This is a genomic window from Nitrospirota bacterium, from assembly GCA_016214845.1.
Classification (GTDB): Bacteria; Nitrospirota; Thermodesulfovibrionia; order UBA6902; family UBA6902; genus SURF-23.
This window is the reverse complement of sequence record JACRMS010000003.1, coordinates 1-23483: the sequence shown is the minus strand read 5'-3', so window position 1 is coordinate 23483 and position 23483 is coordinate 1. Positions and strand designations below refer to the sequence as shown.

21 protein-coding genes are annotated in these 23483 nt (G+C 47.9%); 18 read left to right on the top strand and 3 right to left on the bottom strand.

Annotated elements, in window-relative coordinates:
* Nucleotides 1-94 precede the first annotated feature (94 nt).
* A complete protein-coding gene (locus HZB61_00495; protein MBI5055081.1) occupies nucleotides 95-1306 on the bottom strand; it encodes a cytochrome c3 family protein in 1212 nt (403 codons plus the stop codon).
* Nucleotides 1307-1907: 601 nt separating this feature from the next.
* Here HZB61_00495 and rpsO point away from each other — a divergent pair.
* The 11 genes from rpsO (at nucleotide 1908) to HZB61_00440 (ending at nucleotide 13084) form a co-directional block, all read left to right on the top strand.
* A complete protein-coding gene (gene rpsO, locus HZB61_00490) occupies nucleotides 1908-2177 on the top strand; it encodes a 30S ribosomal protein S15 (GenBank protein MBI5055080.1) in 270 nt (89 codons plus the stop codon).
* A 5-nt stretch (nucleotides 2178-2182) separates the two neighbouring features.
* The gene (gene pnp, locus HZB61_00485; protein MBI5055079.1) at nucleotides 2183-4282 is read left to right on the top strand and encodes a polyribonucleotide nucleotidyltransferase; all 2100 of its coding nucleotides are present in this window, start codon (nucleotides 2183-2185) and stop codon (nucleotides 4280-4282) included.
* Between the two features lie 114 nt (nucleotides 4283-4396).
* Nucleotides 4397-5653: an insulinase family protein gene (locus HZB61_00480; GenBank protein ID MBI5055078.1), complete on the top strand. Its 1257-nt coding sequence runs from the start codon at nucleotides 4397-4399 to the stop codon at nucleotides 5651-5653.
* A 185-nt stretch (nucleotides 5654-5838) separates the two neighbouring features.
* Nucleotides 5839-7875: a type VI secretion system tip protein VgrG gene (locus tag HZB61_00475; protein MBI5055077.1), complete on the top strand. Its 2037-nt coding sequence runs from the start codon at nucleotides 5839-5841 to the stop codon at nucleotides 7873-7875.
* Nucleotides 7876-7926: 51 nt separating this feature from the next.
* Entirely contained in the window at nucleotides 7927-8469 is a 543-nt protein-coding gene (locus HZB61_00470; GenBank protein ID MBI5055076.1) for a DUF4123 domain-containing protein, read from the top strand.
* A gap of 11 nt (nucleotides 8470-8480) precedes the next feature.
* Nucleotides 8481-8834 (top strand): hypothetical protein, encoded by a 354-nt coding sequence (locus tag HZB61_00465; GenBank protein ID MBI5055075.1) that lies wholly within the window; start codon nucleotides 8481-8483, stop codon nucleotides 8832-8834.
* A 2-nt stretch (nucleotides 8835-8836) separates the two neighbouring features.
* A complete protein-coding gene (locus tag HZB61_00460; protein MBI5055074.1) occupies nucleotides 8837-9877 on the top strand; it encodes a hypothetical protein in 1041 nt (346 codons plus the stop codon).
* 68 nt (nucleotides 9878-9945) lie between these two features.
* Nucleotides 9946-10779 carry a hypothetical protein gene (locus HZB61_00455; protein ID MBI5055073.1) on the top strand — a complete coding sequence of 278 codons (834 nt, stop codon included), beginning with the start codon at nucleotides 9946-9948 and terminating at the stop codon, nucleotides 10777-10779.
* A gap of 44 nt (nucleotides 10780-10823) precedes the next feature.
* Nucleotides 10824-11144, top strand: a complete 321-nt coding sequence (locus tag HZB61_00450) for a hypothetical protein (protein MBI5055072.1) — start codon at nucleotides 10824-10826, stop codon at nucleotides 11142-11144.
* Between the two features lie 7 nt (nucleotides 11145-11151).
* Complete coding sequence (locus HZB61_00445; protein ID MBI5055071.1) at nucleotides 11152-11985, top strand: hypothetical protein; 834 nt, start codon at nucleotides 11152-11154, stop codon at nucleotides 11983-11985.
* A 64-nt stretch (nucleotides 11986-12049) separates the two neighbouring features.
* Nucleotides 12050-13084: a DUF2169 domain-containing protein gene (locus HZB61_00440; GenBank protein ID MBI5055070.1), complete on the top strand. Its 1035-nt coding sequence runs from the start codon at nucleotides 12050-12052 to the stop codon at nucleotides 13082-13084.
* 3 nt (nucleotides 13085-13087) lie between these two features.
* On the opposite strand, the gene HZB61_00435 is transcribed toward HZB61_00440, so the two are convergent.
* A complete protein-coding gene (locus HZB61_00435) occupies nucleotides 13088-13516 on the bottom strand; it encodes a hypothetical protein (protein MBI5055069.1) in 429 nt (142 codons plus the stop codon).
* Between the two features lie 245 nt (nucleotides 13517-13761).
* On the opposite strand from HZB61_00435, the gene HZB61_00430 reads away from it, so the two are divergent.
* The 7 genes from HZB61_00430 (at nucleotide 13762) to HZB61_00400 (ending at nucleotide 22315) form a co-directional block, all read left to right on the top strand.
* Nucleotides 13762-14973 (top strand): hypothetical protein, encoded by a 1212-nt coding sequence (locus HZB61_00430; protein MBI5055068.1) that lies wholly within the window; start codon nucleotides 13762-13764, stop codon nucleotides 14971-14973.
* Nucleotides 14961-16355, top strand: coding sequence for a protein kinase (locus HZB61_00425; protein ID MBI5055067.1), 1395 nt, complete (start codon nucleotides 14961-14963; stop codon nucleotides 16353-16355). Before HZB61_00430 ends, HZB61_00425 begins: the two co-directional genes overlap by 13 nt.
* Nucleotides 16352-17896, top strand: coding sequence for an FHA domain-containing protein (locus tag HZB61_00420; GenBank protein MBI5055066.1), 1545 nt, complete (start codon nucleotides 16352-16354; stop codon nucleotides 17894-17896). Before HZB61_00425 ends, HZB61_00420 begins: the two co-directional genes overlap by 4 nt.
* A 221-nt stretch (nucleotides 17897-18117) precedes the next feature.
* On the top strand, nucleotides 18118-19941 hold the full coding sequence (locus HZB61_00415; protein MBI5055065.1) for a protein kinase: 1824 nt from the start codon (nucleotides 18118-18120) through the stop codon (nucleotides 19939-19941).
* A 115-nt stretch (nucleotides 19942-20056) separates the two neighbouring features.
* Nucleotides 20057-20545, top strand: coding sequence for a LysM peptidoglycan-binding domain-containing protein (locus tag HZB61_00410; protein MBI5055064.1), 489 nt, complete (start codon nucleotides 20057-20059; stop codon nucleotides 20543-20545).
* A gap of 13 nt (nucleotides 20546-20558) precedes the next feature.
* Nucleotides 20559-21623, top strand: coding sequence for a polysaccharide deacetylase family protein (locus tag HZB61_00405; protein ID MBI5055063.1), 1065 nt, complete (start codon nucleotides 20559-20561; stop codon nucleotides 21621-21623).
* A 2-nt stretch (nucleotides 21624-21625) separates the two neighbouring features.
* Entirely contained in the window at nucleotides 21626-22315 is a 690-nt protein-coding gene (locus HZB61_00400) for a LysM peptidoglycan-binding domain-containing protein (GenBank protein ID MBI5055062.1), read from the top strand.
* A gap of 574 nt (nucleotides 22316-22889) precedes the next feature.
* Here the strand turns inward: HZB61_00400 and HZB61_00395 are convergent.
* Nucleotides 22890-23261: a hypothetical protein gene (locus tag HZB61_00395; protein ID MBI5055061.1), complete on the bottom strand. Its 372-nt coding sequence runs from the start codon at nucleotides 23259-23261 to the stop codon at nucleotides 22890-22892.
* Nucleotides 23262-23483 lie beyond the last annotated feature (222 nt).

Sequence of the window (23483 nt, the reverse complement as noted above, 5' to 3'; positions counted from 1 at the left end):
TTAGTTTTACTGCGGTTTCACCCTCAATCACCCCTGCAAAGGGATGGTTGGGTATCATGATCTTGCATGATACCCAACTATCCTCAATTAGTATTTATGGATTGGTGCCTGTTGCGTTCTTTTCAGTATGGCAAACAAAACAGCCGCCAGTGTTAGTGCTGCCGGCAACCATACTGGTGTAAGTCCATCTCAGCAAATCAGGCTGGTTTGAGCCATGTGCCCTGTGGCATGACAGGCACATCACAACGTCTGTTCCCGCAGTAACTGTAGAGCAAGTTGTGCAATCAGAAGGGACAGTTGTTCTTGCAACAGGTGCTTCAAGATTGTAGGTCCCGATTGCTGCTCCGTCTGCTGTATTGTACTTTGCATATTCACCGCTTGCTGGAAGAGCGATATCGGAAGGATGTCTTCTCCACGGGTCACCGTATGCATAAGCAGTATCATCAGCTATCTTGCTGTGGAAAAGGCCGTGGCACTCAGCGCAAAGGAAGCTGATGGTATTCTTATTGGTGTAAGTAGTTGAGACAGCGTTATAGTTTCTATTTGAGGCTGAATTAGCACCGTAATATTCGTTGTGAGTTGTTGATAGTTCAGCCCAGTTCCAGTTAGCATCTTCTAGTCCGTAGATACCTGCCAAAAACCTGTAGCTGCTTCCCACAGTAGTTGTGTTTACAGCATCTGCCTTTGTGGCTGTGCCGTTTAAGTTATTGTGATGAGCGCCCTGTATTCCGCCGAAATCTACAGCATTACGTGTTCCGTGACAACCGAATGTTCCTGCGCAAGTAAGCTGACTGGTCCATCCTGCGCCGCCTGTTACCTGAAGTGTTTTACTATCAAATGTTACCGCTGTAGTAGCAGTTTGATCCCATCCCGGAGGAGTATCCGCAGGAGTGATAGTTGCATCTGATGCTTTTACACCCACAACATTATGGCCATATGAATCACCTGTGTTTACAACCCAGTAAAAGTCACCGCCTGCGTTTGTTTTACTGGCCCCCTGACCGGTAGGAGCAGTGGTGTGCCATACAATAGGCGCTCCAAAGCTGTTAGTTTTTCCTCCTGTAGTGTCTTCCTTATGGCATGCGATACAACTTGCATTTAGTAGACGCTGGCTTGGTCCGCTGGCATCTACGGTGCTGCCGTTCTGACTGTTATGCATTGTATGACAGTTAGAACACTGTCCTGTAATAGCGTTCACATTGCCGTAAACCAGAATTACTGACAATAACGCAACAACTACTGTTATGAGTGTTTTTCTCATTTTTATAGCCTCCTTTTTATTTACGTTGATAGACGTTTTTTTCATTGCCCTTGCCTCCTTCCTTTATGTTGAAGAATATTAATTTTTTTCTTTATACTTCCACACAAATATATTGCAATATGCGTGCCAGTTCTAATGAGTTCCATGAGGTAGCTAAATTATAAGTTCAGAGCATAAAAAAATAAAGGTTTTAATGAGAAAATTTTGTTATTCTATTATTTATCACCCTTATATAACCAAAATAGCTACTGTGTTATTTTACACATATTGGGAGATTTAACTCAAGTTTCTCATTCAAATTTATTCATGTAATTGTTGTCGTAGTGGAAACCGTTTTTTTGATGACGAATAGTGTTATATTCCTGACACTCAACAAGTCCCACTTATTCAACCCTCTCTACTTGGCTAAAATCTGCTATTTCCACTTATGAAAGTTAAAGTCAGGCCGATTAATTTCTTTATTGTTTTTGGTATAATTAATTTCATGGCAAGCAAGTGATTTTTCTATCAGTGACAAGAGATCGTTTCCCTGATGAAAGTAACGTTTGCTCCATAGTTGCAGTATAATTTTTTCTCACGGGGTTTACTTGCTGATTATGTTTGTGTTAGAATTTTTTTCCTTAATAGAAAAAAGAAAGGTGGCATTATGGCTTTAGAAAGAGAACAGAAAGAAACGATCATTGAAAGTTTCAAGTTGCATGAGGGAGACACAGGATCGCCTGAGGTTCAGATAGCTCTGATAAGCGAGCGTTTAAACAGCCTGACCACGCATTTTCAAACCCATAAAAAAGACCACCACTCAAGGAGAGGTCTTTTAAAACTGGTAGGTCAAAGGCGCAGGCTCCTGGGTTATCTAAAGACAACCGATAAAGACAGATACGAGAAGCTTATCAAGAAGCTCGGACTGAGAAAGTGATTTGAATGACACATGTTGAGATTGAAGTCAAAGGAAAAACCCTCTATCTTGAAACAGGACGATTTGCTAAACAGGCTGATGGTTCAATAATTGCCAGATATGGCGATACCGTTATATTGGCAACAGCCGTTGCCAAAAAAGAAGTAAGAGAAGACGTAGACTTTTTCCCCCTAACTGTTGATTATCAGGAAAAGGCATATGCTGCCGGTAAAATTCCCGGTGGGTTCTTTAAAAGAGAAGGCAGGCCGAGTGAAAAAGAAGTCCTTACGTCCCGCCTGATTGACAGGCCTATCAGACCTCTTTTCCCTGATGGTTTTTATTCTGAGACACAGGGTATAATTTCCGTATTATCATTTGGCAATGAAAACATATCGGACATCCTGGGAATTATAGGCATGTCTGCTGCTCTTTGTATATCCGACATACCCTTCGACGGCCCTGTAGGCGCTGTCAGAATGGGTATTTTAAAGGACTCGTTTGTTGTTAACCCTGACCTTCAGGAGATTGAAGAATGTGATTTTACTCTTGTTGTGGCAGGCACTGAAGAAGCAGTAATGATGGTTGAAGGCGGGGGGCTTGAGATTACAGAATCCGTACTGCTTGAAGCCCTTGATATAGCGCATAAGGAAATAAAAAATGTTGTAAATCTCCAGAAACAGTTAGTCTCTTTAATCGGTAAGACCAAAAGGACTGTTACGCCTCCGCAATTAAACGAAGAGCTAATGGGATCAGTCTCAGCCATTTCACTCGACAAGATAAAACAGGCCATCATTATTCCTGATAAATTGCTGAGGCAGGACACTCTCAATAATATCCTGAAAGATGTTGTAACACAACTCAATACCGGTGAAGGGGACATTTCAAAAGATATTACATTTCTGTTCAATAAACTGGAAAAAGACCTTGTCAGGAACATGATCCTCGATCAAGCGGTCAGAGCTGACGGCCGGAAGCCAGATGAGGTGCGAAAGATAAGCGCTGATGTCGGTATTCTTCCAAGGGCACACGGGTCAGCCCTTTTTGTGAGGGGAGAGACACAGGCGCTTGCGGTAGTTACTCTCGGCACAGCAGAGGACGAACAGAGGATCGACGCCCTTGAAGGAGAGTCCAAGAAGGCATTTATGCTTCACTATAATTTCCCGCCATTCAGTGTGGGAGAGGTCAAGTTCCTCCGCTCCGCGGGTCGAAGGGAAATAGGACATGGCATGCTTGCAGAAAGGGCGCTAAAGGAGATCCTTCCAGCAAAGTCAGATTTCCCGTATACCATAAGAATAGTCTCCGATATCCTCGAATCAAACGGTTCATCATCCATGGCTACGGTTTGCGGCGGCACTCTTGCGCTTATGGATGCTGGTGTTCCCATAAAGGCGCCTGTTGCCGGAATTGCGATGGGGCTTATAAAAGAGGGAGAAAAAACAGTTGTCCTTACGGACATACTTGGCCTTGAGGACCACCTGGGAGATATGGATTTTAAGGTAACCGGGACAGAAGAAGGCATCACTGCTTTTCAAATGGATGTGAAGATAAGCGGCGTAAGCAGAGAGATTATGGGAAATGCCCTTGAACAGGCGAAAAAGGGAAGACTTCATATCCTGGGTAAGATGAAGGAGATCCTTTCAGTTCCGAGAGATCATCTCGCAACTCATGCCCCCAGGATCTTTACAATGAAGATAACACCGGACAAGATCAGAGAAGTCATTGGTACCGGCGGTAAGGTAATTAGAGGCATTGTTGAACAGACAGGTGTAAAGATAGATATTGATGATACAGGCACTATAAATATTGCGTCAAGCGATGAGGCCTCCGCGCAAAAAGCAATTGACATAATTAAAGGGATAGTCGCAGAAGCCGAGGTCGGGAAATTATACATGGGCAAGGTCAAGAGGATAGTTGACTTCGGCGCCTTTGTAGAGATATTCCCGGGCACAGAAGGGCTTCTTCACATATCGCAGATCTCCGACAAAAGAATTGCAAAAGTCACTGACGTCCTTAATGAAGGCGAGGAAGTCCTTGTCAAGGTAATAGAAATAGACAAGATGGGCAGGATACGCCTAAGCAGAAAAGAGGCCATTCAAGGGCAGACGGATACAAAGTCAGGGGCTTAATATGCAGCGCAAGATGGTAAAGAGCTCAAGGGGGGCGTACGGCTCTATACCCAAGTGGAATTTACAATTCGGGTAACCGGGCTTCGCATTCCAAATAAATTTCAATAAGCAACAATGTTCAAAAAAGTTCTCCTCGACAACAGTATTCCCGTCTTAATGGAAACCGTGCCGGAGGCGCGTTCCCTGTGCATCGGCATATGGGTAAAGGTTGGGGCGCGAAATGAAAGCAGCGAGAAGAACGGCATTTCGCATTTCCTCGAGCACATGTTTTTTAAGGGGACTGACAGGCGCACCGCAGAGGGCATTGCAATGGAAACCGATTCCCTCGGGTGCGAATTGAACGCGCTCACATCCTCAGAGTACACGCTTTTTTATGTTAAGTCCCTTGATGAATATATCGAAAAAGCCGTGGACCTCCTGACAGACATATTCCTTAATTCGACCTTTCCCTCTGGAGATTTAGAGAAGGAAAAGGGCATCATAAACGAAGAAATAAAAATGGTCGAGGACACTCCTTCCGATTATATCCACGAGCTCTTCAGTAAAAATGTGTGGGGCGAAGACGGACTGGGACAGCCTGTTTTAGGCACGAGCGAAACTATCGCGTCGTTTACGCGGGATGATCTTGTAAAACACGTGGGGGAATATTACGGCTCTGGAAATGTCATCGTAGCCTGCAGCGGTAATTTCCAGGAAGGGGAATTCATTGACTCTATAAACCGTACCCTCGGCAGGCTGCAAAGGAATTCCCAAAAGAAAAGTGAAGCCGTGCCCGGGTTCAGGAGTGGCTTAAATATAGTGACCAAAGACCTTTCTGAAGTACATTTATGCCTTGGGGTTAAAGGCCTGCCTTACAGCAGCGAGGACAGGTACACGATGCACTTGCTCAATACCATCCTCGGCTCAGGATACAGTTCAAGGCTTTTCCAAAACATAAGAGAGAAGAGGGGATTGACGTATTCAATACATTCCTATCACATGTCGTATCTGGACACCGGGCTATGGGCGGTTTATGCCGGGACCGACAAGAAACATATCAGCGAGGTCATCAATATTACCGTAGATGAGATAGGGAACCTCTCGAACACTCTTACATCTGATGAATTGCAGCGGGCAAAGGCCCAGCTCAAAGGCAATCTCATCCTGGCCCTTGAATCTACAAGCAACAAAATGACTAATATAGCCAAGCAGGAAATATATTATGGGAAGTACTTCCCGCCTGAAGAAGTGATCAGGATAGTTGAGTCCGTCACCCTTGAGAATATGAAAGACCTTGCAGTCCGGCTTACAGGCCAAAACTCTTTTGCCCTGACCGTATATGGGCCGATAGAGGAAAAAGACATAAAAGACTCCTGCAAATTTTTGAAGTAATTCCTGCCGCCATTAAAATTCCCGCGTGATTTTTCCCCTAACATTTATTTTAGAATCTGCTATAATTTTAAAAATTAAAACATTCTGAGAAAAGTCTCCTTAATGAATTGCAAGAGACAATCGGGTCATTTGGGTTATGAAGATAAAGCAAGTCCGCTGTAACTGAGACCATAGGGGGTAACAATATGCCTTTTACACAGGACAACAGGCTTATCGCTGTGGATACCCCGCTGGGGAAGGACGTATTACTGCTTACGGACTTCTCAGGAACTGAAGAGATTTCATCCCTTTTCCATTTCCATCTAAGCTTCTATTCTGAAAATCACAACATAACTTTCAAGGACATCATCGGGCAAAATGTTACGGTTTCATTTATGCTGGCAAACGGAGAAAAACGTTTTTTCAACGGCATTATCTCACGCTTTTCTCAGGGACGCGGAGGCGGCGATACAGGCGGGGACACCCGCTTCTCTTCTTACACAGCCGAGTTGGTCCCGTGGCTCTGGCTCCTGACAAGGACAGCGGATTCAAGGATATTCCAGAACCTGACCGTCCCCGACATAGTGGCGAATATAATACAGGACAATAATTTTTTCGATTTTCAATCAATGACAAAAGGCAATCATCCCAAGAGGGAATATTGCGTGCAATACCGCGAAACGGATTTCAACTTCATATCCAGGCTCATGGAGGAAGAAGGCATATATTATTTTTTCAAGCACGAGCAGGGGAAGCATACGCTTGTCATAGCTGACGCCCCTGAAGAGCACCAACCCTGTCCGAACCAGGAGACAGCGCGTTATCAGATAAGCGGAGGAGGCCTGCTTGAGGCGGACACGATCACGGTCCTTGATATGACCCAGGAGATCAGGGCCGGTAAATATACGCTAAATGACTTCAATTTTGAAACACCCAACACAAGCCTGAAAGTGGAGACTTCCAGCAGGCAGTCCTATCTTCCCTGGGAACGCGAGATATACGATTATCCTGGGAAGTACGGGAAAAGGAATGAGGGCGACAACGTTGCAAAAATCCGCATCGAGGAAGAAGAGGCCGGGATATTAAAAATTAACGGCTCAAGCAGTTGCAGGGCCTTTACCAGCGGCTACCGCTTTGAGCTTCAGGATTATTACCGTTCGGACATGAACAACAAGGAATATGTTTTGACCGCCCTGCATCACGACGCAAGGCAGGAGTATATCCCCGGCGCCGAATCAGGGCTTTCTTACGTAAACAATTTTACCTGCATTCCGTTTGATGTGCCGTACAGGCATCCAAGACATTCGCCGAAGCCTTTTGTCCATGGCTCGCAGACCGCCATTGTGGTCGGACCTTCCGGCGAAGAGATTTACACGGACAAATACGGCCGGGTGAAGGTGCAATTTCACTGGGACCGGCTGGGGAAAAATGATGAAAACAGCTCCTGCTGGATCCGCGTCAGCCAGGTATGGGCCGGCACAGGATGGGGAGCAATGTTCATCCCGCGCATCGGCCAGGAAGTAATTGTAGACTTCCTCGAAGGCGACCCTGACAGGCCGATTATCACAGGCCGTGTTTATCACGGCACAAACAATCCTCCATACAAGCTGCCGGACGAAAAGACAAAGAGCACGATTAAATCGAATTCATCAAAGGGCGGTGGCGGATTTAACGAGATCAGGTTCGAGGATGAAAAGTATAAAGAGCAATTATTCATACATGCCGAAAGGGACCAGCATAATCGCGTCAAATATGATTCACGCGAATGGATTGGCTTCAATCGTCATTTAGTGGTGAAGAACGAGCAAATCGAATTGGTTGAAGCCCATAAGCACCTTTCTGTAAAAGGCGATCATAACGAGAAAGTAGAGGGGACCATATCGGTCAGGGCGGGGATGGATATACAGGAGAAGGCCGATCTGAAGTACGCCCTCGATGCCGGACAGGAGATACACCTGAAGGCCGGAATGAATATCGTGCTTGAGGCAGGCGCGAAGTTTACTATCGAGGCAGGCGGCAGCTTCATAACCGTAGGCCCTTCGGGCGTGGATATATCCGGGGCAAAGATAAATCTCAACAGTGGCGGCTCCCCGGTCGCAGGGTCGGGTTGCTCCCCACAGGCTCCGAAGTTGCCGGACGAAGCAGACACTGCAAAACCGGGCGAACAGCCACAAACGCAATCAGCACAGGCCCAGACTCTTAGAAGCGCAGCCAAGTCCGGTACGCCGTTCTGCGCCACGTGAAAGCATTAACTACGAAGCCCGTGGGGCTTCAAAATGAATGAGAGATAATTAATGCCGTACACACAAAATCTACAAAAAGTCGTCAATCACCTGTTTAATCCTGTCGAAGGACAGGTCGCGCCGGATATTTACGCAATACTTGATGCTGCAAGGGACGAGTCGATCTACAAAAAAATTCAGGAAGCAGGCTTTAAAGACGGATGCCTTTATCATGGAACAAAGGCTGTTGAATTGGCCGAGGTGGCGCCTTATCTCTTGCATCTTAAGCCGGATGACACTTTTACTGAATGGCTTATGAACAACGGATGGGGAAACAGTTGGGGCATCTTTCTCGAATCATCCGCTTCGCCGGACCAGCTCAAAAGGCATTTCAGAAAATTTCTCACGGTCTATGACGAAGACGGCAATCCCCTTTACTTCCGCTTTTACGATCCGAGGGTTTTCAGGGTTTACCTTCCCACGTGCAATGCGAAGGAGTTGGAAACAATATTCGGTCCGGTAATCCGCTACTGCTTCGAAGGGAAAGACGGCAGCCTGATCGAATTCAGATGCGCCAATGAATTTCAGTTAATGCAGAATGTGGTGAAAGTGTAAGGACGGAAATTATGTTTGTCATCAGAAAAGCACAAATGAAGGCCTTGAGCGAATACATGGTCGAACAGTTTGTCGATACATCGCTTGCACATCTGAAAACGAACTTCCCTGAGCAGACAAAAGAAATACAGGATGGTAATTTGCGATCAATGATCAACAGCGGCATTGAAAAGGCGGCCAGGTACAACGTCACGATTGAAGAGGACGTCCTTCTCTATCTCGAATACATGCTGTCTTACGGCGCAGATTTTGACACAGATCCGGCAACTTTATGGGCCGGAGAAATTCTTCGCTCACAGGACATTGACGGCCCTGAAAAAATTGTCCGTCTTGACGATTACATAAAAACTAAATTGAAGGAGTAGATATGGCCGGAAAAAGCGTCGGGGGAACAACTGCGCCATGCGCGTCACCCAAAATTATTAATGCCAGATGGGCGACGGCAACGGTGAAGTGCGGCGATAATGCGCAGATGCTGGCGGACACGCAAAATATCCCCGCAAATACAGCGGCTGTCTTCACAGTTAAAAAGACTTCCGACAGCAGCTCTATAACAACCGCCAACAGTAACACGGCAGCAGCCTCAGTTGACGGGACATGGGTAAGCAAGAAACCTTCTGATCACTGGAACGGAGCGGATGCCAAATTCACGGTTGCCGCGGCAGGAGTGCAGGCGGATTCCCAGGCCCCTCAACTTTCGTTTCACCGTTATCCAGACGTTGCTCAGGCATCATTAAGCGGTCACGTTGTAAGCCCCCCCGGCTCTTCGAGTCCAAGGTTCGGCTGGGATGAAAAGGTGCTTATCGAATTTACAAACCGCAAGCTTACTCTGACAGTCAAGGTGCATCTCATTAACCGCACCCAGCCGCGTCCGGAAAAAGGGAAAAAAGAATCATACGGAGATTATTACACCCGTTGTAACGCTACGCCTGCAGGCGGGCCTGTGCCGGCCGATGCCAAGCAGAGTATCAAAAATGCGGTTGAGGTAATTTACAGGAACAAGCTTGATCTGCACAGGCAGGCCTGCCAGAGGGGGAATGGCTGCAACTGCAGCCGTAACAATCTTTGCTGCAAGTTTGAAACAGAGGTCCGGCTGGAGCTTGTTGACGCCTCAGGCACCATGGTCCATGAAGTGAATTTATGGCCGCAGTCAGGACGGGCCGATTCGAGCAACTGGTACAGGATAGAATCAAGGCCGGGAAAGTCATGGGCGCATGAAGTAGGCCACCTTATGGGGTTCTATGACGAGTATACCGAAGGCGCGACCGGCAATGCCCCGTGGGTGTCCAGCGCGCCAGGCAATATCATGGGAAGCGGCACAGGGGTGCCTGATTATTATTTTGAGGAATTCCGCACATGGTTTACAGGCCAGTCCGGCGAAACCTTTAATCTGATAAGTCATACGTGAAAAAATTTATTGCGATAATAACTATTTTCCTTTGCCTGTTTTTGACAGGCATTTACGGAGGTCAATGTATGAAGGATGAAGCTTTCTCTATATCTGTATCTTACCCGCTTGACGAAGGCGGGCTGCGTTATCTTCTGCGGATAGATCAAACCGGGCGCGCGGTGCTGACCATTGAAAGCAATGTGGAAGAGCCGGAGGCCGAGGCCATCGGCATATACCAGGCTGACATAGGGCGTGAGAAGGCGCTGGAGCTAAAGAACATGTTCTCAACTCTGAGCAAAAGGCCTATGCCGGATTCCGAACCCGGTTTGCCGACTATTCCGATGGTCCATGTCACCCTGGAAGAGGGAGGGAAAACCGAAAGCAGGACCATTGAGCCAAGTTCTTCATCCCCTGCGATGTGTAAGGTCGCCGACCATCTCAAGGAAGTTGGCAAGGAAGTCCACAAGCATCCCTTGAGGGTAATTAAACTGAAAGCCGGTCTTGAGAATGTCCTGGTCGCGCGTTCAGAGAAGGTCAAATTAGCAGTCCGTTTAATATCGGAAGGCAGTGAGCCGGTCAAGATAATAGACCCGTTGAAAGTTGCAAAGACAAGTGCGGGCGGGTTTACTATTTGGGGCGTGCGCTCCGATCTGCCTCCAGCGGACATCTGGCCGCAGCATTCCAAGCATCAGGCCATAATGCCTGAGTATCTCGTAAGGGCGGATGTTCCAAAAGAAGCTGATGCAGGAGGAATGCTTGTATTAAAACCTGCGCAGTCCGTTTCATATGAATTTAATATTCCCATGGATTGGGAACCCGGAGAGTATGCCGTAAAAATAATTTTTGAAACAATCTCCTCTTCGGCCAACGTACTCAGAGGAAATATAATATCCATTCCGTCAAAATTGAAAGTGCAGTGAACGCATGATTAGTAAAAATTTGTTCTGTTCACGAAAATTAGACTATGCCGCCACAGGGAAGACTCGGAGATAAATCAAAGGTAGACGCGGACTCGCACGGATGTCCGGCGTGTCCGCATGTCGCAGTCGGCCCGGCTATAATGGGTTCGCCCGACGTGTTTGTGAACTTCAAATCGGCTCTGCGCGTGGACGACAAGGGGATCCATGCGGCGTGCTGCGGCCCGAACATGTGGACGGCCAAGACCGGCAGCGGCACCGTGTTTATCAACGGCAAGGCCGCCCACCGCAAGGACGACAAGGACGAGCACTGCGGAGGAATGGGCTACCTTATAGAAGGCAGCCCTGACGTGATCGTCGGGGGATAAATAAAAAATGCCTGCACCGCAAAAAAACCTGCTCACCCAGCTTGCCAAAATGAACTTCCTCTCCAAAGGCATCAAACTGCCGGTGGACTGGTCCAAACCCGGGGTCCAATACCCTGACGCCTTCAAGCAGGAAGAAAAGACGACGCCCCCCAACTCGCCTATGAATCTGTACAGGGAAGAGTCGTTAAATAAATATCATGTAGATGCTGCAAAGACAATCGGGGAGGCCTTTGAGAAATATATAGAAGGGATATGCGGGGCGATATGCAGCGGCATAGACCAGTGGATGAAGATGACCGCTGTCACAGGAGTGATAATAACCGGCCCGGTTGGTGTGTTGAAGCCCGGCAGCGTTGTCGGCCCCCCGCTTACGCCGCTTATGCTTACAACCGCGCCGATGAGCACCCCGCAGGAGATAAAATACTCCAACGCCATCGCGACCGCCTTCGGCACGCTCTGGCAGCCCTGGCACATGGGACTTGTGGGGACTCTCATGTATCCCGCATTCGCCGCATTCCCCGGCCCTGTGGCGCCGCCGATGCCGAACATCCCGCTGCCGCTGATTGCCTTTTCATCGCCGGGTGAATCCGGTTTGTCGCCATCATCTCTGAAAAATATGATGGTCGCAAATTTGGGAGAGGCGTCTGCGCTTCATCACTCCGACCTGTTTGACGCAATATCCAACGCATTCAATACGGTGTTTCAAATATTCAAGGCAAGCACACTTGTGCAGAACGTGCTCGGCACAGGGCCCATTCCTACTTTCGCTCCGCCGTTTGTGCCGGTCGGTCCGGTCGTCGGAGGAGTCGGCAATGGAGCGCCGGGAACTTGCCTGGTGTAAGAATAAATAAGCCACAGAACAAGATGGGAAGTTTAGAAGGCGGGAAAACAGATCAACTAAACATATGAAAATCATTAACCATACAAAATACCAGGTTGAAGCTTTACCTTTTATCCGTCCGGACGGTCAGGCAATCCTTACCCTTATCGTTAAGGCCACCTTCACGATAACACAAAACAGCACGGCCCGGCTGGCGGATGAGCAAATCCCTGTTTCCTTTGCGGACGAATTATACGGCAGTGAAAAAGGCGGCGGCGTTAAGTATGAGGCGGACACCGCGCCTTTCAAGCCCCGCTCTGATATTGTTTTGATAGGCAAGGCGTACGCGCCCGGAGGACGTCATGCGCAGTCATTCGATGCAGGACTTAGAGTCGGGGCCCTGAGCAAATCAATCCGTATCTTCGGCGACAGGGCGTGGAGTTACACAAAAAAATTCCTGTCCTCATCCGTATCGATGTCGTTTGCCCATCCCGTTACTGAAATGGACATTGTGTATGAAAAGGCCTTCGGCGGGATGGACAAGACATCCGGCGGCAGATGCGAGGAGAATCCTGCAGGGAAGGGGTACCTCGACAGGAAACCGGAAAAAATACTGAAGACGATTGACGGGACACCGCTGCCGAATATTGAAGACCCGAAGAACGTGATTACTAATTACTATGACCACCCTAAACCTGCCGGGTTCGGGTTTTACGGGAAGACGTGGCTGCCGCGCATAAAATACCTCGGCTCTTACAATGAAAAGTGGCAGAAAGACCGCTGCCCTTCTCCGCCGGAGGATTTCAGGTTTGATTTCTATAATGCCGCGCATCCAGATTTACAGGTTAATGGTTATTTAAAAGGCGATGAGGATGTCGTGCTTTTAAACTTTACCCCGGACGGGGAGATCAAATTTAAATTACCGGGGATCCGTCCCGTGTCAAAGGTAATTAAAAGAGACTGGCCGGAAACAAAAACGTGGGAAGAACAGATTGCGATGAACCTCGATACGCTTTGCCTGATCCCGGATGAAAAACGCTTCTTTCAGGTCTGGCGAGGGATATGTCCCATAAAAGATTTAAGCGCTTTGGAGATAAAACAGGTAGAGTTCAGTATCTGATAATCACGGTCTCGGCGGTCCGGGCTCGCTGCAGATCTCGACCATCGCCCCGAGACTCTGATGGTATGTCCTTGAAGCCGAGCAGATGTCATACAGAAACCACGCCCAGCGGTCTCTCATATACTCGTAGGAATAACGTCGCTGGGCGATCACCCGTCTGATGTCTCTTTGAAGCTGCCTGACCAGTGTCTGGAAGTCTCTGAGGTGCCTCTGCTCATGACTCAGCGCGTCCGCCGCGGCAGTTTCATCAAGCCCGCTGTTTATGTAGATGACCGGGGAAAATGTCACCCTCAGCACGTTGTCCTCTTCGCTCCACTGTCCGTTGTGTTTGAAACATCCCGTGCCTCCATGACGCTCACAGCGTCTGCCGAGGGTTTCTAAGGGAACGTTCTCAACTCTGTGATTGTTGTGGCCGGTAAAAAGCAAACGCATTGTCTGCCTCCGTTAAGGTATCGAAAAACAAATTTCTTTACTGTGTATATTTCTTTTAAGCCCTATGTCGCAGTTCAATGATATAATAGCATAAAAATCCGGGCGGGAATATTACAGCGTGCCGTTAGAATTTACTTTTTGTTAAAAAATAAAGGCGTGTGTTAAATTTATAGAGGCATACTGTCGCAAGGAAGAATATCTCATAGAACTTTTTAAAGAAAAACTTTTTTAGGAGGGAATGGGCCATGTCAAAATCTTTTATAAACCTGAAAATCTTTCTTTCGGTCCTGGCAGCGTTTTTTATAATTTCCTGCGCTCATACCGCCCCCGTTCCGAACCGCACCATGGAATTTGAGGAGGGGATAAAGGCATTGGCCGGCAATCTCGGCGAACAGCTTGAAAAATCCAGCATCGGAAATCTGCTGCATAAGGCTGTTATCGATCCCGTGACAAAGAATAAAAAGCTGAAGAAGATCGCGATAGACCCCTTTATCGATGTGGAATCAGGATATCCCGTGAAGGCAAATGTCAGGATAGCCGGGATCATTTCGCAGGAGTTAAAGACGCGCTTCGAGATAACAGGCGAAATGGAACCGGACAACCTCGAAGTGTCCGAATACGTGCTCAACGGCATGGTCACCATCGAGGAGAAACAAGGGTCACAGGAGAATGCCTACAAGGTGTACGGCACAGTGTTCGAAAAGTCTACCGGAAAGGTGCTTGCGTCAGCGTCAGTCCGGGTCAGCAGGTTCGATACAACGCCGATGGACATCTACAAAGACAGCCCGGTCTTTTTGAAAGGGAAAAATTACGAACAGTACGCTTCATCGGTAAAAAAGATGCCCGACGAAACAGTTGAAAAAGGTTATCATGAGAGACTGCTGGTAAAATCCATGACGGTCAAGGGCGACATGCTGTATGAACAGAAAGAGTACAGGAAATCCCTTTCCTATTATTCGGAGGCTTCACGCAGCCAGACCGGACTGCAGCTTGAAGTGCTGAACGGACAGTTCACCAACCTTCTTAAGCAGAGCCAGTGGGATGACGCTGAGACCGTCTACGCAAAACTTATAAGGGCCAGCATTTCCGAAACCAGCCAGATAGCCAGTAAGATAACTTTCGCCCCTAATTCCATGGTGCCACTTGAAAGCAAGGCCAATCTCTACAATATCTACATGAAACAGATCGCGAAACTCGTGGTGTCAGTGCCTGAATGCAGGATCAAGATCATCGGCCACAGCAGCAGGACCGGGAAGGAAGCCTACAATGACAACCTGTCACTGCAGCGGTCTTCGTGGATCCAGAAACATATGTCTTCCTATGCCCCGGAGATCGTAAACAAATCTGAAACAATCGGGCGCGGTTTCCACGAGAACATTGTCGGCACGGGAGCGGATGACATTACAGATGAGATCGACCGCCGCGTTGAGTTTAAGTTCAGCCAGTGCGTAGAGTGAATTACGGCAGATACCAGATAATCAGGGAAGTGGGCTCAGGCTCCATGGGAGTTGTATATCAGGCCCGCGACCCGCAGATCGACCGCCTCGTGGCCGTTAAGATCCTGCGGCAGGACCGCACCTCGACCGAGACATTCGTCAGGAGGTTCCTGAAAGAGGCGAAGGTCATCGGCCGCCTCTCTCATCCCAACATCGTTACAATTTATGATATGGGGGAGGAGCAGGGGACTATCTATATCGCGATGGAATTCCTTGAGGGCAGATCGCTTTCAGATGTGCTCAGGGAAAGCCGCTTTGATATTAAAGAGGCAATGACATTCGGGATACAAATTGCCGAGACCCTCAATTACGCGCACCAGAAAGGTGTCATTCACCGGGACATCAAGCCGAGCAATATTATCGTCACGCCGGACGGCCGGATCAAGATCACTGACTTCGGCATCGCACATATCGAAGATTCCACCACGACATTGCAGACGCAGGCAGGGGAGATAATGGGCACTCCCGCATATATGTCGCCGGAGCAGATACTTGGTCAACCGGTTGACGGGCGTTCCGATATTTTTTCTCTCGGAGTCATCCTTTATGAAATGGTCACAGGCAGAAGGCCCTTCGGAGGGGAAGGGAAAACCCTTGCGAGCGTCTTTAACGAAATTACACGGGTCACCCCGCCTGTTCCTTCCACCCTGTCAGCCCATGTCCCGAATCATCTCTCCAGCCTGATAATGAAGGCGCTTCAGAAAGAGCCTGAAAAACGCTTTCAGTCCGGCAGTGAAATTTCGGAAGCCCTGAAGACATGCCTTTATGAACTTGGTTTGGCGGCTGTTATAAAAACTCCGGCAGGCGGGAAAAGCCGGAGCTACGTCATTCCCTTTGCTGTGACATTAGCAGTAGCAATCCTTGCGGGAGGGGTCTATTACTTTTATCAGCACACGAATACATCTCTTCAACGGCCGTCAGTTGATCAGCAAAATGCGCAGCCGAAAAAAAGTATCGCCTCTACCCCGATGCCTGGACCGGAACCGGTCCCTTCAACTTCAACACCTGAAACGAAGCAGGCCGCCCCGGTTACTCCGCCTGAAATGAAAGTCCCTGAGATACCGAAGCCTGAACAGAAAAGCGTTAACCGGAAAACGCCTGTTCCAAAGGGATCGAAACCTGCGCAAAAACTCGCGCCCCTCACTCTTATCACAACTCCTCAGGGAGCGAGTGTCTACATTGATGAAAACTTCAGAGGCAAGACGCCGCTTACTCTCATGCTTTCTACAGGAGAACACCGCGTCAGGCTGACTCTTGCCGGATACCGGGATGTGGAGAGAGAGTTCTCACTGGAAGAGACAATGGAGTATCCCCTTTCTTTTAATTTGCAGGCGGTGCAATGAGCAGGAATATTGTTCTTCAGGACACCGGCAATGGCAGCAATTATGATATTACCCTGCCGTGCGTTATCGGCAGGGGGAAAGATACCGGGCTTACTTTTGAAGACCAGACCATGTCGCACAGGCATGCGCTTGTGTCAGAGACGGACAATCATATTTACATTGAAGACCTAAAAAGCGCAAACGGCGTATTCGTAAATAATATCAGGATCAGGGACAAGACCCCGCTGACTCAAGGGGATTCCATTCAACTCGGGAAGACAAAACTCGTTCTCTCACAAATTAAAGAGGAGGTCCCGGAGCAGATGGTCCTGCATTCTCTGGGCAGGGAAAAGGAATTGCACCTTGCGGACCACCGGCGGCTGAATACGATATATGAACTTGCAACAGAGCTGGCCGGGAACCAGGAAATAACGGTACTTGGTGAAAAAACATTTTCAAGGCTGAAGGAGATCTTCAAGCAGGACCGCGGCTATCTCGCGCTGTTTGGGGAGGACGGCGCCCTGAAACCGATTTTCATTGACTCCCCTACCGGGTCCGTGCCTCTCAGCAGCAGCATTATCAACAGGATCTTTCAGAACGGTGAGTCCCTTCTTCTTGAGGACGCGCTCAGTGATTATTCATTCAAGGAACAGGAAAGCATCATGGCGCTGAGGATCAGGTGCGCGATATGCGTCCCGCTTATTTTTCACAACCGTATTCATGGCCTGATCTATCTTGACCGGGACGTCCCCGGGGCGTATAACCGGGAGGACCTGGAATTTTTAAGAGGCATTTCTTCCCTCCTTGCGCCCCTTATCGAGAACGCCCGCCTCTGGTCTGAATTAAAAAAGCACTATGAAAATGCCATGGTGATATTGAAGAAAACAGAGGCGAGGCTGATCGATGCGGAAAGGACGGCTGCTTATGTCCGGCTCGCACAGGCCATGGCCCATGAGATAAGAAACCCTCTGATGGTGATCGGGGGCCTGGCAAGGAAGATGGCAAAGCCGGAACCCGAGGCGTTAAAAAATGATTCGCTCTCTGCCATCACTGCCTCTGTCGAAAGAGTGGAAATGGTCCTCAGGGAAGTTGATAATTTCGCTAAGATCCCGCTGCCACAGATCAAATTGCACAGGATCGACACCCTGCTTCAGGAGGAGATACAGAGGCATGATGAAGAATGGCGGCAGAAAGGGCTCCGTCCTTCTCTTTCTGTCAGCGCAGCGCGTCTTATGGTCCCGGTTGATAGTGAACTCATGAGGAAGGCGGTCTCAATGGTGTTTAAGGAAATAATCTTTGCCCTTCCTCAGGGGTCGGATTTCGGGATATCAATTAAGGACAACGGGAATGGACTTGAGATCGTTTTCGGAGAATCTTCCATTGACCAATGTTCGTGTGAGCTATTTGATCCGGAGCTGCAGGGAAAGATGTGGAGCCGCAGCCTGTTTCTCAATATCGCACACAAGATAATTACAGACCACGGCGGCAAAATGCTTTTCGACCCGTCGGCATATTCAGCGTTCCCGGTGATCATAAGAATACCGGCAACGAGGGAGATATGAAATTGAAAGACCTTGCAACTGTCATTCTGAACTTGTTTCAGAATCTAAGGGTGTCGCGATATGTTATGAGACCCTGAAACGAGTTCAGGGTGACAAAATAACGGTATCTGCAAAAGACACGAATTAACGCTGACAATAAAACCAAATTGCTTTATAATTAGACAACGGCCTTAATTGTTTTTTAACAGATAACCTCCCAAACAGAGGAGAAATTTACTCACATGTCCGCAGACAAGCCCGTAAAGTTCGGGAAATACCTCCTTGTGGAAAAGCTCGCCACAGGCGGTATGGCGCAGGTTTTCAAAGCCAAGATAATGGGCGCTGAAGGCTTTGAGAAGATGGTCGCCATCAAGCAGATCCTCCCCCATTTGACCGTTGAAAAAGAGCTGGTCACTTCTTTTATCGACGAGGCAAAACTTGCCGCTTCGCTCCACCACCAGAACATAGTCCAGATCTACGACTTCGGCAATTTGGAAGGGACTTACTATATTGCGATGGAATATCTGTTAGGCAAAGACCTGCGCATGATCGCCAACCGCGCCAAAGACAGAAATACGCAGTTCAGCCTTGAGCACAGCCTCTACATTATGTCACGTGTCTGCGCGGGCCTTGATTACGCCCACAAGCTGAAGGACCTGCAGGGAAGGCCGCTTAACATTATTCACAGGGACATCAGTCCCCAGAATGTCATCGTCACTTATGAAGGCGAGGTAAAGATAGTTGATTTCGGAATTGCCAAGGCAGCCACACAGAGCTCCATGACCCAGGTGGGCATGATCAAGGGCAAGGTAGCTTATATGTCGCCAGAACAGGCGTCGGGCAAACACATTGACCACCGCTCGGACATATTCGCCACGGGCATACTCCTTTATGAACTGGTCACCGGCAACAGGATGTTCCAGGGCGATACCCTTCATATACTCGCCAAGGTCCGCGATGCCGAATTTGAGCCTGCGGAAAATGTTGTCAGCGGGCTGCCTCAGATGCTTTATAAAATTCTCAAACGCTCCCTTGCAAAAGAGCCTGAGGACCGCTACCAGTCCTGCGGGGAGATGCTGGACGACATCGAGGCGTGCATATTCGGGCCGGAGAAACTTGAATACAACACAAAGATCTGCGAAGGAAACCCCGATCTCAAAGGCTGCATGATCGACCTCTCCCTGAAGCCTACCGTCAGCGGCCTCGCCCATTACATGAAAGAGCTTTTTACGGAGGACATGTCATCCGAGCTGCAGGCCTTCAGAGATACAGGCGAGATCCACATTGGAGAAGAGGCCGGTGCCGGCCATACGGTAATGGCCGAGGTAAAACCCCCGGCACAGCCTCAGATGAAGCCTGCTGAAAAGCCTGAGGAAAAGATAATTGTTCAGCCGAAGAAAGAAGTGGTCCAGAGAGAGAAGAGAAAATTGCCCGTTGCGTATATCGCGATCGCGGCAGTAATTGTAATTGGCCTCATATTTTTCCTTTTGCCGAAAGGGAAAGATGTCCAGACACCCCCGGTTTCACAGCAGGCTGAGACGCGTGTCCCTGAAAAAACAGTTGCGCCGGAGCAGGTAAAGAAACAGGAGCCCGCTGAAGACCCGAAGGCAAAGGCCAGGGCCTTGCAGGACCAGGCAGCGGGTCTGATGGAGACACAGCCGCATAAGGCAATGCCTTTGCTGCTTGAGGCTGTAAAGGCGGATCCCTCAAATGTTCAGGCGCATTTCCATCTCGGCATGGTCCACATGAAATTGAAAGACAATCCAAAGGCAATTGATGCCTTTAATAAAGCGGCGCAGCTTGACCCGAAATTTTCAGACGCGTATTTTAATCTCGGTTATATTTATGCTATAAATAAAAACTACCCGAAGGCCGAGGAGATGTATGAAAAGGTGGTAGGATTATCGCCGTCATATCTTGATGAGGCGCTCTTCAATCTCGGGATAATGCAGGAGAAGCAGGGCAAGAGACAGCAATGCATAGAAAGCATCGAACGGGCTGTCAAGGTAAATCCGGGGAACCAGTTGGCTATTGAATATCTTCAAAAACTGAAAAGAAAATCCTGATCCCGGATTATTAAATCGTAACGCGTGATGCGTAAAGCGTAATGGGAGAAAAGATGACTCATAACGCATTACGGATTACGCATCACGGTTAAGTGAGGAAGGCGGGTTACAAAAAATGAAAAGCGTTTTGGCAAAGCAAATAAGATTGTTCATTATCTTCCTAATAACAATAGCGCTTATAAGCTGCGCGAAGCAGGAGCAGAAACCTGATGAAACCGTGCCTGAACAGCCTGTTGTAACCACACCTGAAACTGCCCCGGCCCAGACTGAACCTCCAGTCAGTTATTTTGTTCATACTGTAAAATGGCCCGGAGAGACAGTCTCGATAATCGCGGGCTGGTACACCGGCGATATACAGAACTGGAAGGCATTGGCAGATGCAAATCCTGACATCAATCCCAGCCGTATCCATCCAGGCATGAATATCAACGTACCTGAGGACATGATGAAAACGCGCGACCCCATGCCGAAGGAATTTGTTGACAGCTTTTATCCAAAAGCAGTCATAGAGAAGGCGCCGCCAAAACCCACTCCACCGCCGCCGCCTCCACCGGTGGAGGAAGAGCCGCCGCTCTTTGGCCCCAAAAAATATCCGAAGAAATAGTGTCTCAGAAACCATGTTCAAAAGATCCATAGGGAAAGCCTGCTCTGAAGGATTATTTTATTTATCACTGATACTGTTGATGCTGGTCCTGTTCGCCGGCTGTGCCTCGACCAGAAAAACCCCATCTACTTTTACAGCCCCTCAGATCCATTTGCAGCCGGAAGAGCGGTCTTACGCGCGGGTGTTTCCCGACTTTATCGCTGTCATTGCCCAGCCCGGCGATACCTTTGCGTCCCTTGCGGGGAAGTACCTGAACGATCCGTCCCTGGACTGGTTTATTGCCGGGTTCAACGATGTCACCACCCTTGGTCCGGGACAGGAATTGATCGTCCCTCTCTATGATTACAGGAAAGGCGGGTTGTCCGTTAAAGGTCATCAGACAGTGCCCGTGCTCTCTTATCACAAGTTCTCAAAATACAGATCAGACACCCTGACCGTCAGCGAAAGGGACTTTGAAGAGCAAATGGCTTTCCTGAAAAAGAACGGCTACAAGGTGATCTCAGCGGACGAGCTTTTTGATTTCCTGAATTTCAGAAAACAGGTCCCGGATAAATCAGTGGTCATTACAATTGATGACGGCTGGCGCTCCACTTATGATATAGCGTTCCCGATATTGAAAAAGTACGGATACCCTGCCACGTTATTTGTGTACACGGATTTCATTACGCAGGGCAGTAACGCCCTGGACTGGAAGCTTGTCTCCGCGATGGAAGGAAACGGCATTGATATACAGTGCCACACAAAGACGCACCGCAACCTCAACATGAGGGATGAACAGGAATCCTTCAGGGAATATTTTGAGTCTCTCAAAGAGGAATTGACCGAATCCGCGGCCATCATCAGGAAGCGCTTGAATAAGGAGGTCAGGTACCTGGCCTATCCCTACGGCGAAACCAATTCCCTGACAGTGGCGCTCCTGAAAAAACTCGGTTACAGAGGGGCATTTACAGTATACCGGGGAGGCAATCCGTTCTTTATAGATAATTACAGGATCAAACGTTCAATGGTCTACGGCAGCTTCAGCCTGAAAGAATTTGAAAGGAACCTTATCACGTTCAGCAATAATGATTTGAATTAGATATGAAACATTTTATTATCTCATGTCTCATTGTTTTCTCAGCGGTCTCTCTTTTCAACTGCGCTCCGAGGCCTTCAGTCCGGCAAGAGCCTGTCACGAGGGAGAGCAGAGACCCGTTTGATGCATTCCCGGAAAAATATCGCTTGAAGGCTGTTGAAGCAGAGGAGAGAGGAGACCTGCGTGGGGCGCTCTTCAACTGGAAGATCGTGCAGAGCTTCATCCCCGGCGACCCCGAGGCCTCTGAGTTGGTAAACGTGCTTGAGGCAAGGACCAGGATCGAGACACAAAGACATTTGCGAAAGGGCCTGGATTATTTTAAGCAGGGTTTGTTTTACGAAGCGAGAAATGAGTTTATACTTACCCTCTACTTTGACCCTGACAATGAGCAGGCATTGCATTACCTGAAAACTAAATTGAACGACCAGGATTATATAGCTTACGAAACCAAAGAAGGCGACACCTTGAAAGGCATTGCAAAAGAAATCTATAACGATCCTGACAAGGACTTTCTCGTCGCTTATTTTAACGACCTTAATAATGACAATAAATTAAAAGAGGGAATGAAGTTAAAACTGCCAGTAATAGACCCGCCGCCTGGGGGCAGGCAGGGTTACCCTGAAAGAAAAAACAGGAAAAGCAGACAAGCTCTCAAGGGGAACAATAATTCTGAATATCAGGAAGTGCCGAAATAATATCCGCTCTTTACGTAAACCCCGAATGCAAGACTTGACCCTGTTCCTTCCTTGGGGATCATGCCTGTAGAACTGGATGCCGCTGATTTGAAATTAAGTCAGAGTATGTTTTTTGTATCGCTCACATGACGGATTTTTTCAAAATCCGTGACGGGTGATCTTTGCCCCTTGACAACCGGAGGCCTTATAAGTGTTAAATGTTCTTGCTATATACCGTCCGATATTCTTAAAGAATATAGTTCGAAAAATCAATTTGATTTTGGGAATCATAAACCCTTGCCTCGATCGAGATCATTCAATACAGCGCATTCTGAGCATCCGTTTTTTTGCTCAACCTCTCGCAAGTTTTCAGAGAGGCCTTTTTCTACAGCCTCAACGCCCTGATCACTGACGAGTACCACCGTAAGACGTTAAAGAGCATGAGGACGATTTGGAAATCTTAAACCGTCGCTCATCTGAAAAAGTGTCCTGTGGTACTCGTTCACGTGCATCTGGTTGTTATGTGCTGCTTATTTATTAAGATGAAAAATAGTTTTTCTGTTCTTATATTTTCTCTTTCTTTCAAAAGCTCATTCTATTTTTCAATATCATCAAAGTCTTCTGGATATCCTGTAGGAACCAAATACTTCGGAGTGACGGTAAAGTATGCTAATGCTAGTGTTACAGCTGAAATTGCAAGTCCCAAAATATACAAAGCTGCTACAGTGTAATCAATCAGATATAAAAATATTGGCAATATAGAACATAACCCCAGAAAAACAGAAAATCGAAAAAGCAATGTTGCGTTTCTCTTACATTTTTTTGCGTAGCTGGTGTGTATTGGCTTCTTTGCTCTTGATGCAATCCTCCTTTCGCTGTCCCATCTTACAGTATCTTGCCAGTATGCATTAGCGATTATAGAGGCTACAACCAAGATAAGTCCTGAAACAACACTTAGTTCTTCCATTTCCTCTCCTCACATTATTCCTATCAATTTGAGTGATAATGAAGCTATCTGAATTCTTGTCATGCTATCTCTTTCCAACACATAACGATATCTATACTACGCAGCAGGAAAAGTAAAAAGGACCGGGAAATTGCTAAGTGAGTAATTATAAACTTCCCCATGGTTGTTTGTCACGAAAATAATTCAAAAGGAGGGAAGTTATGAAGTACAGGAGCTACAAGA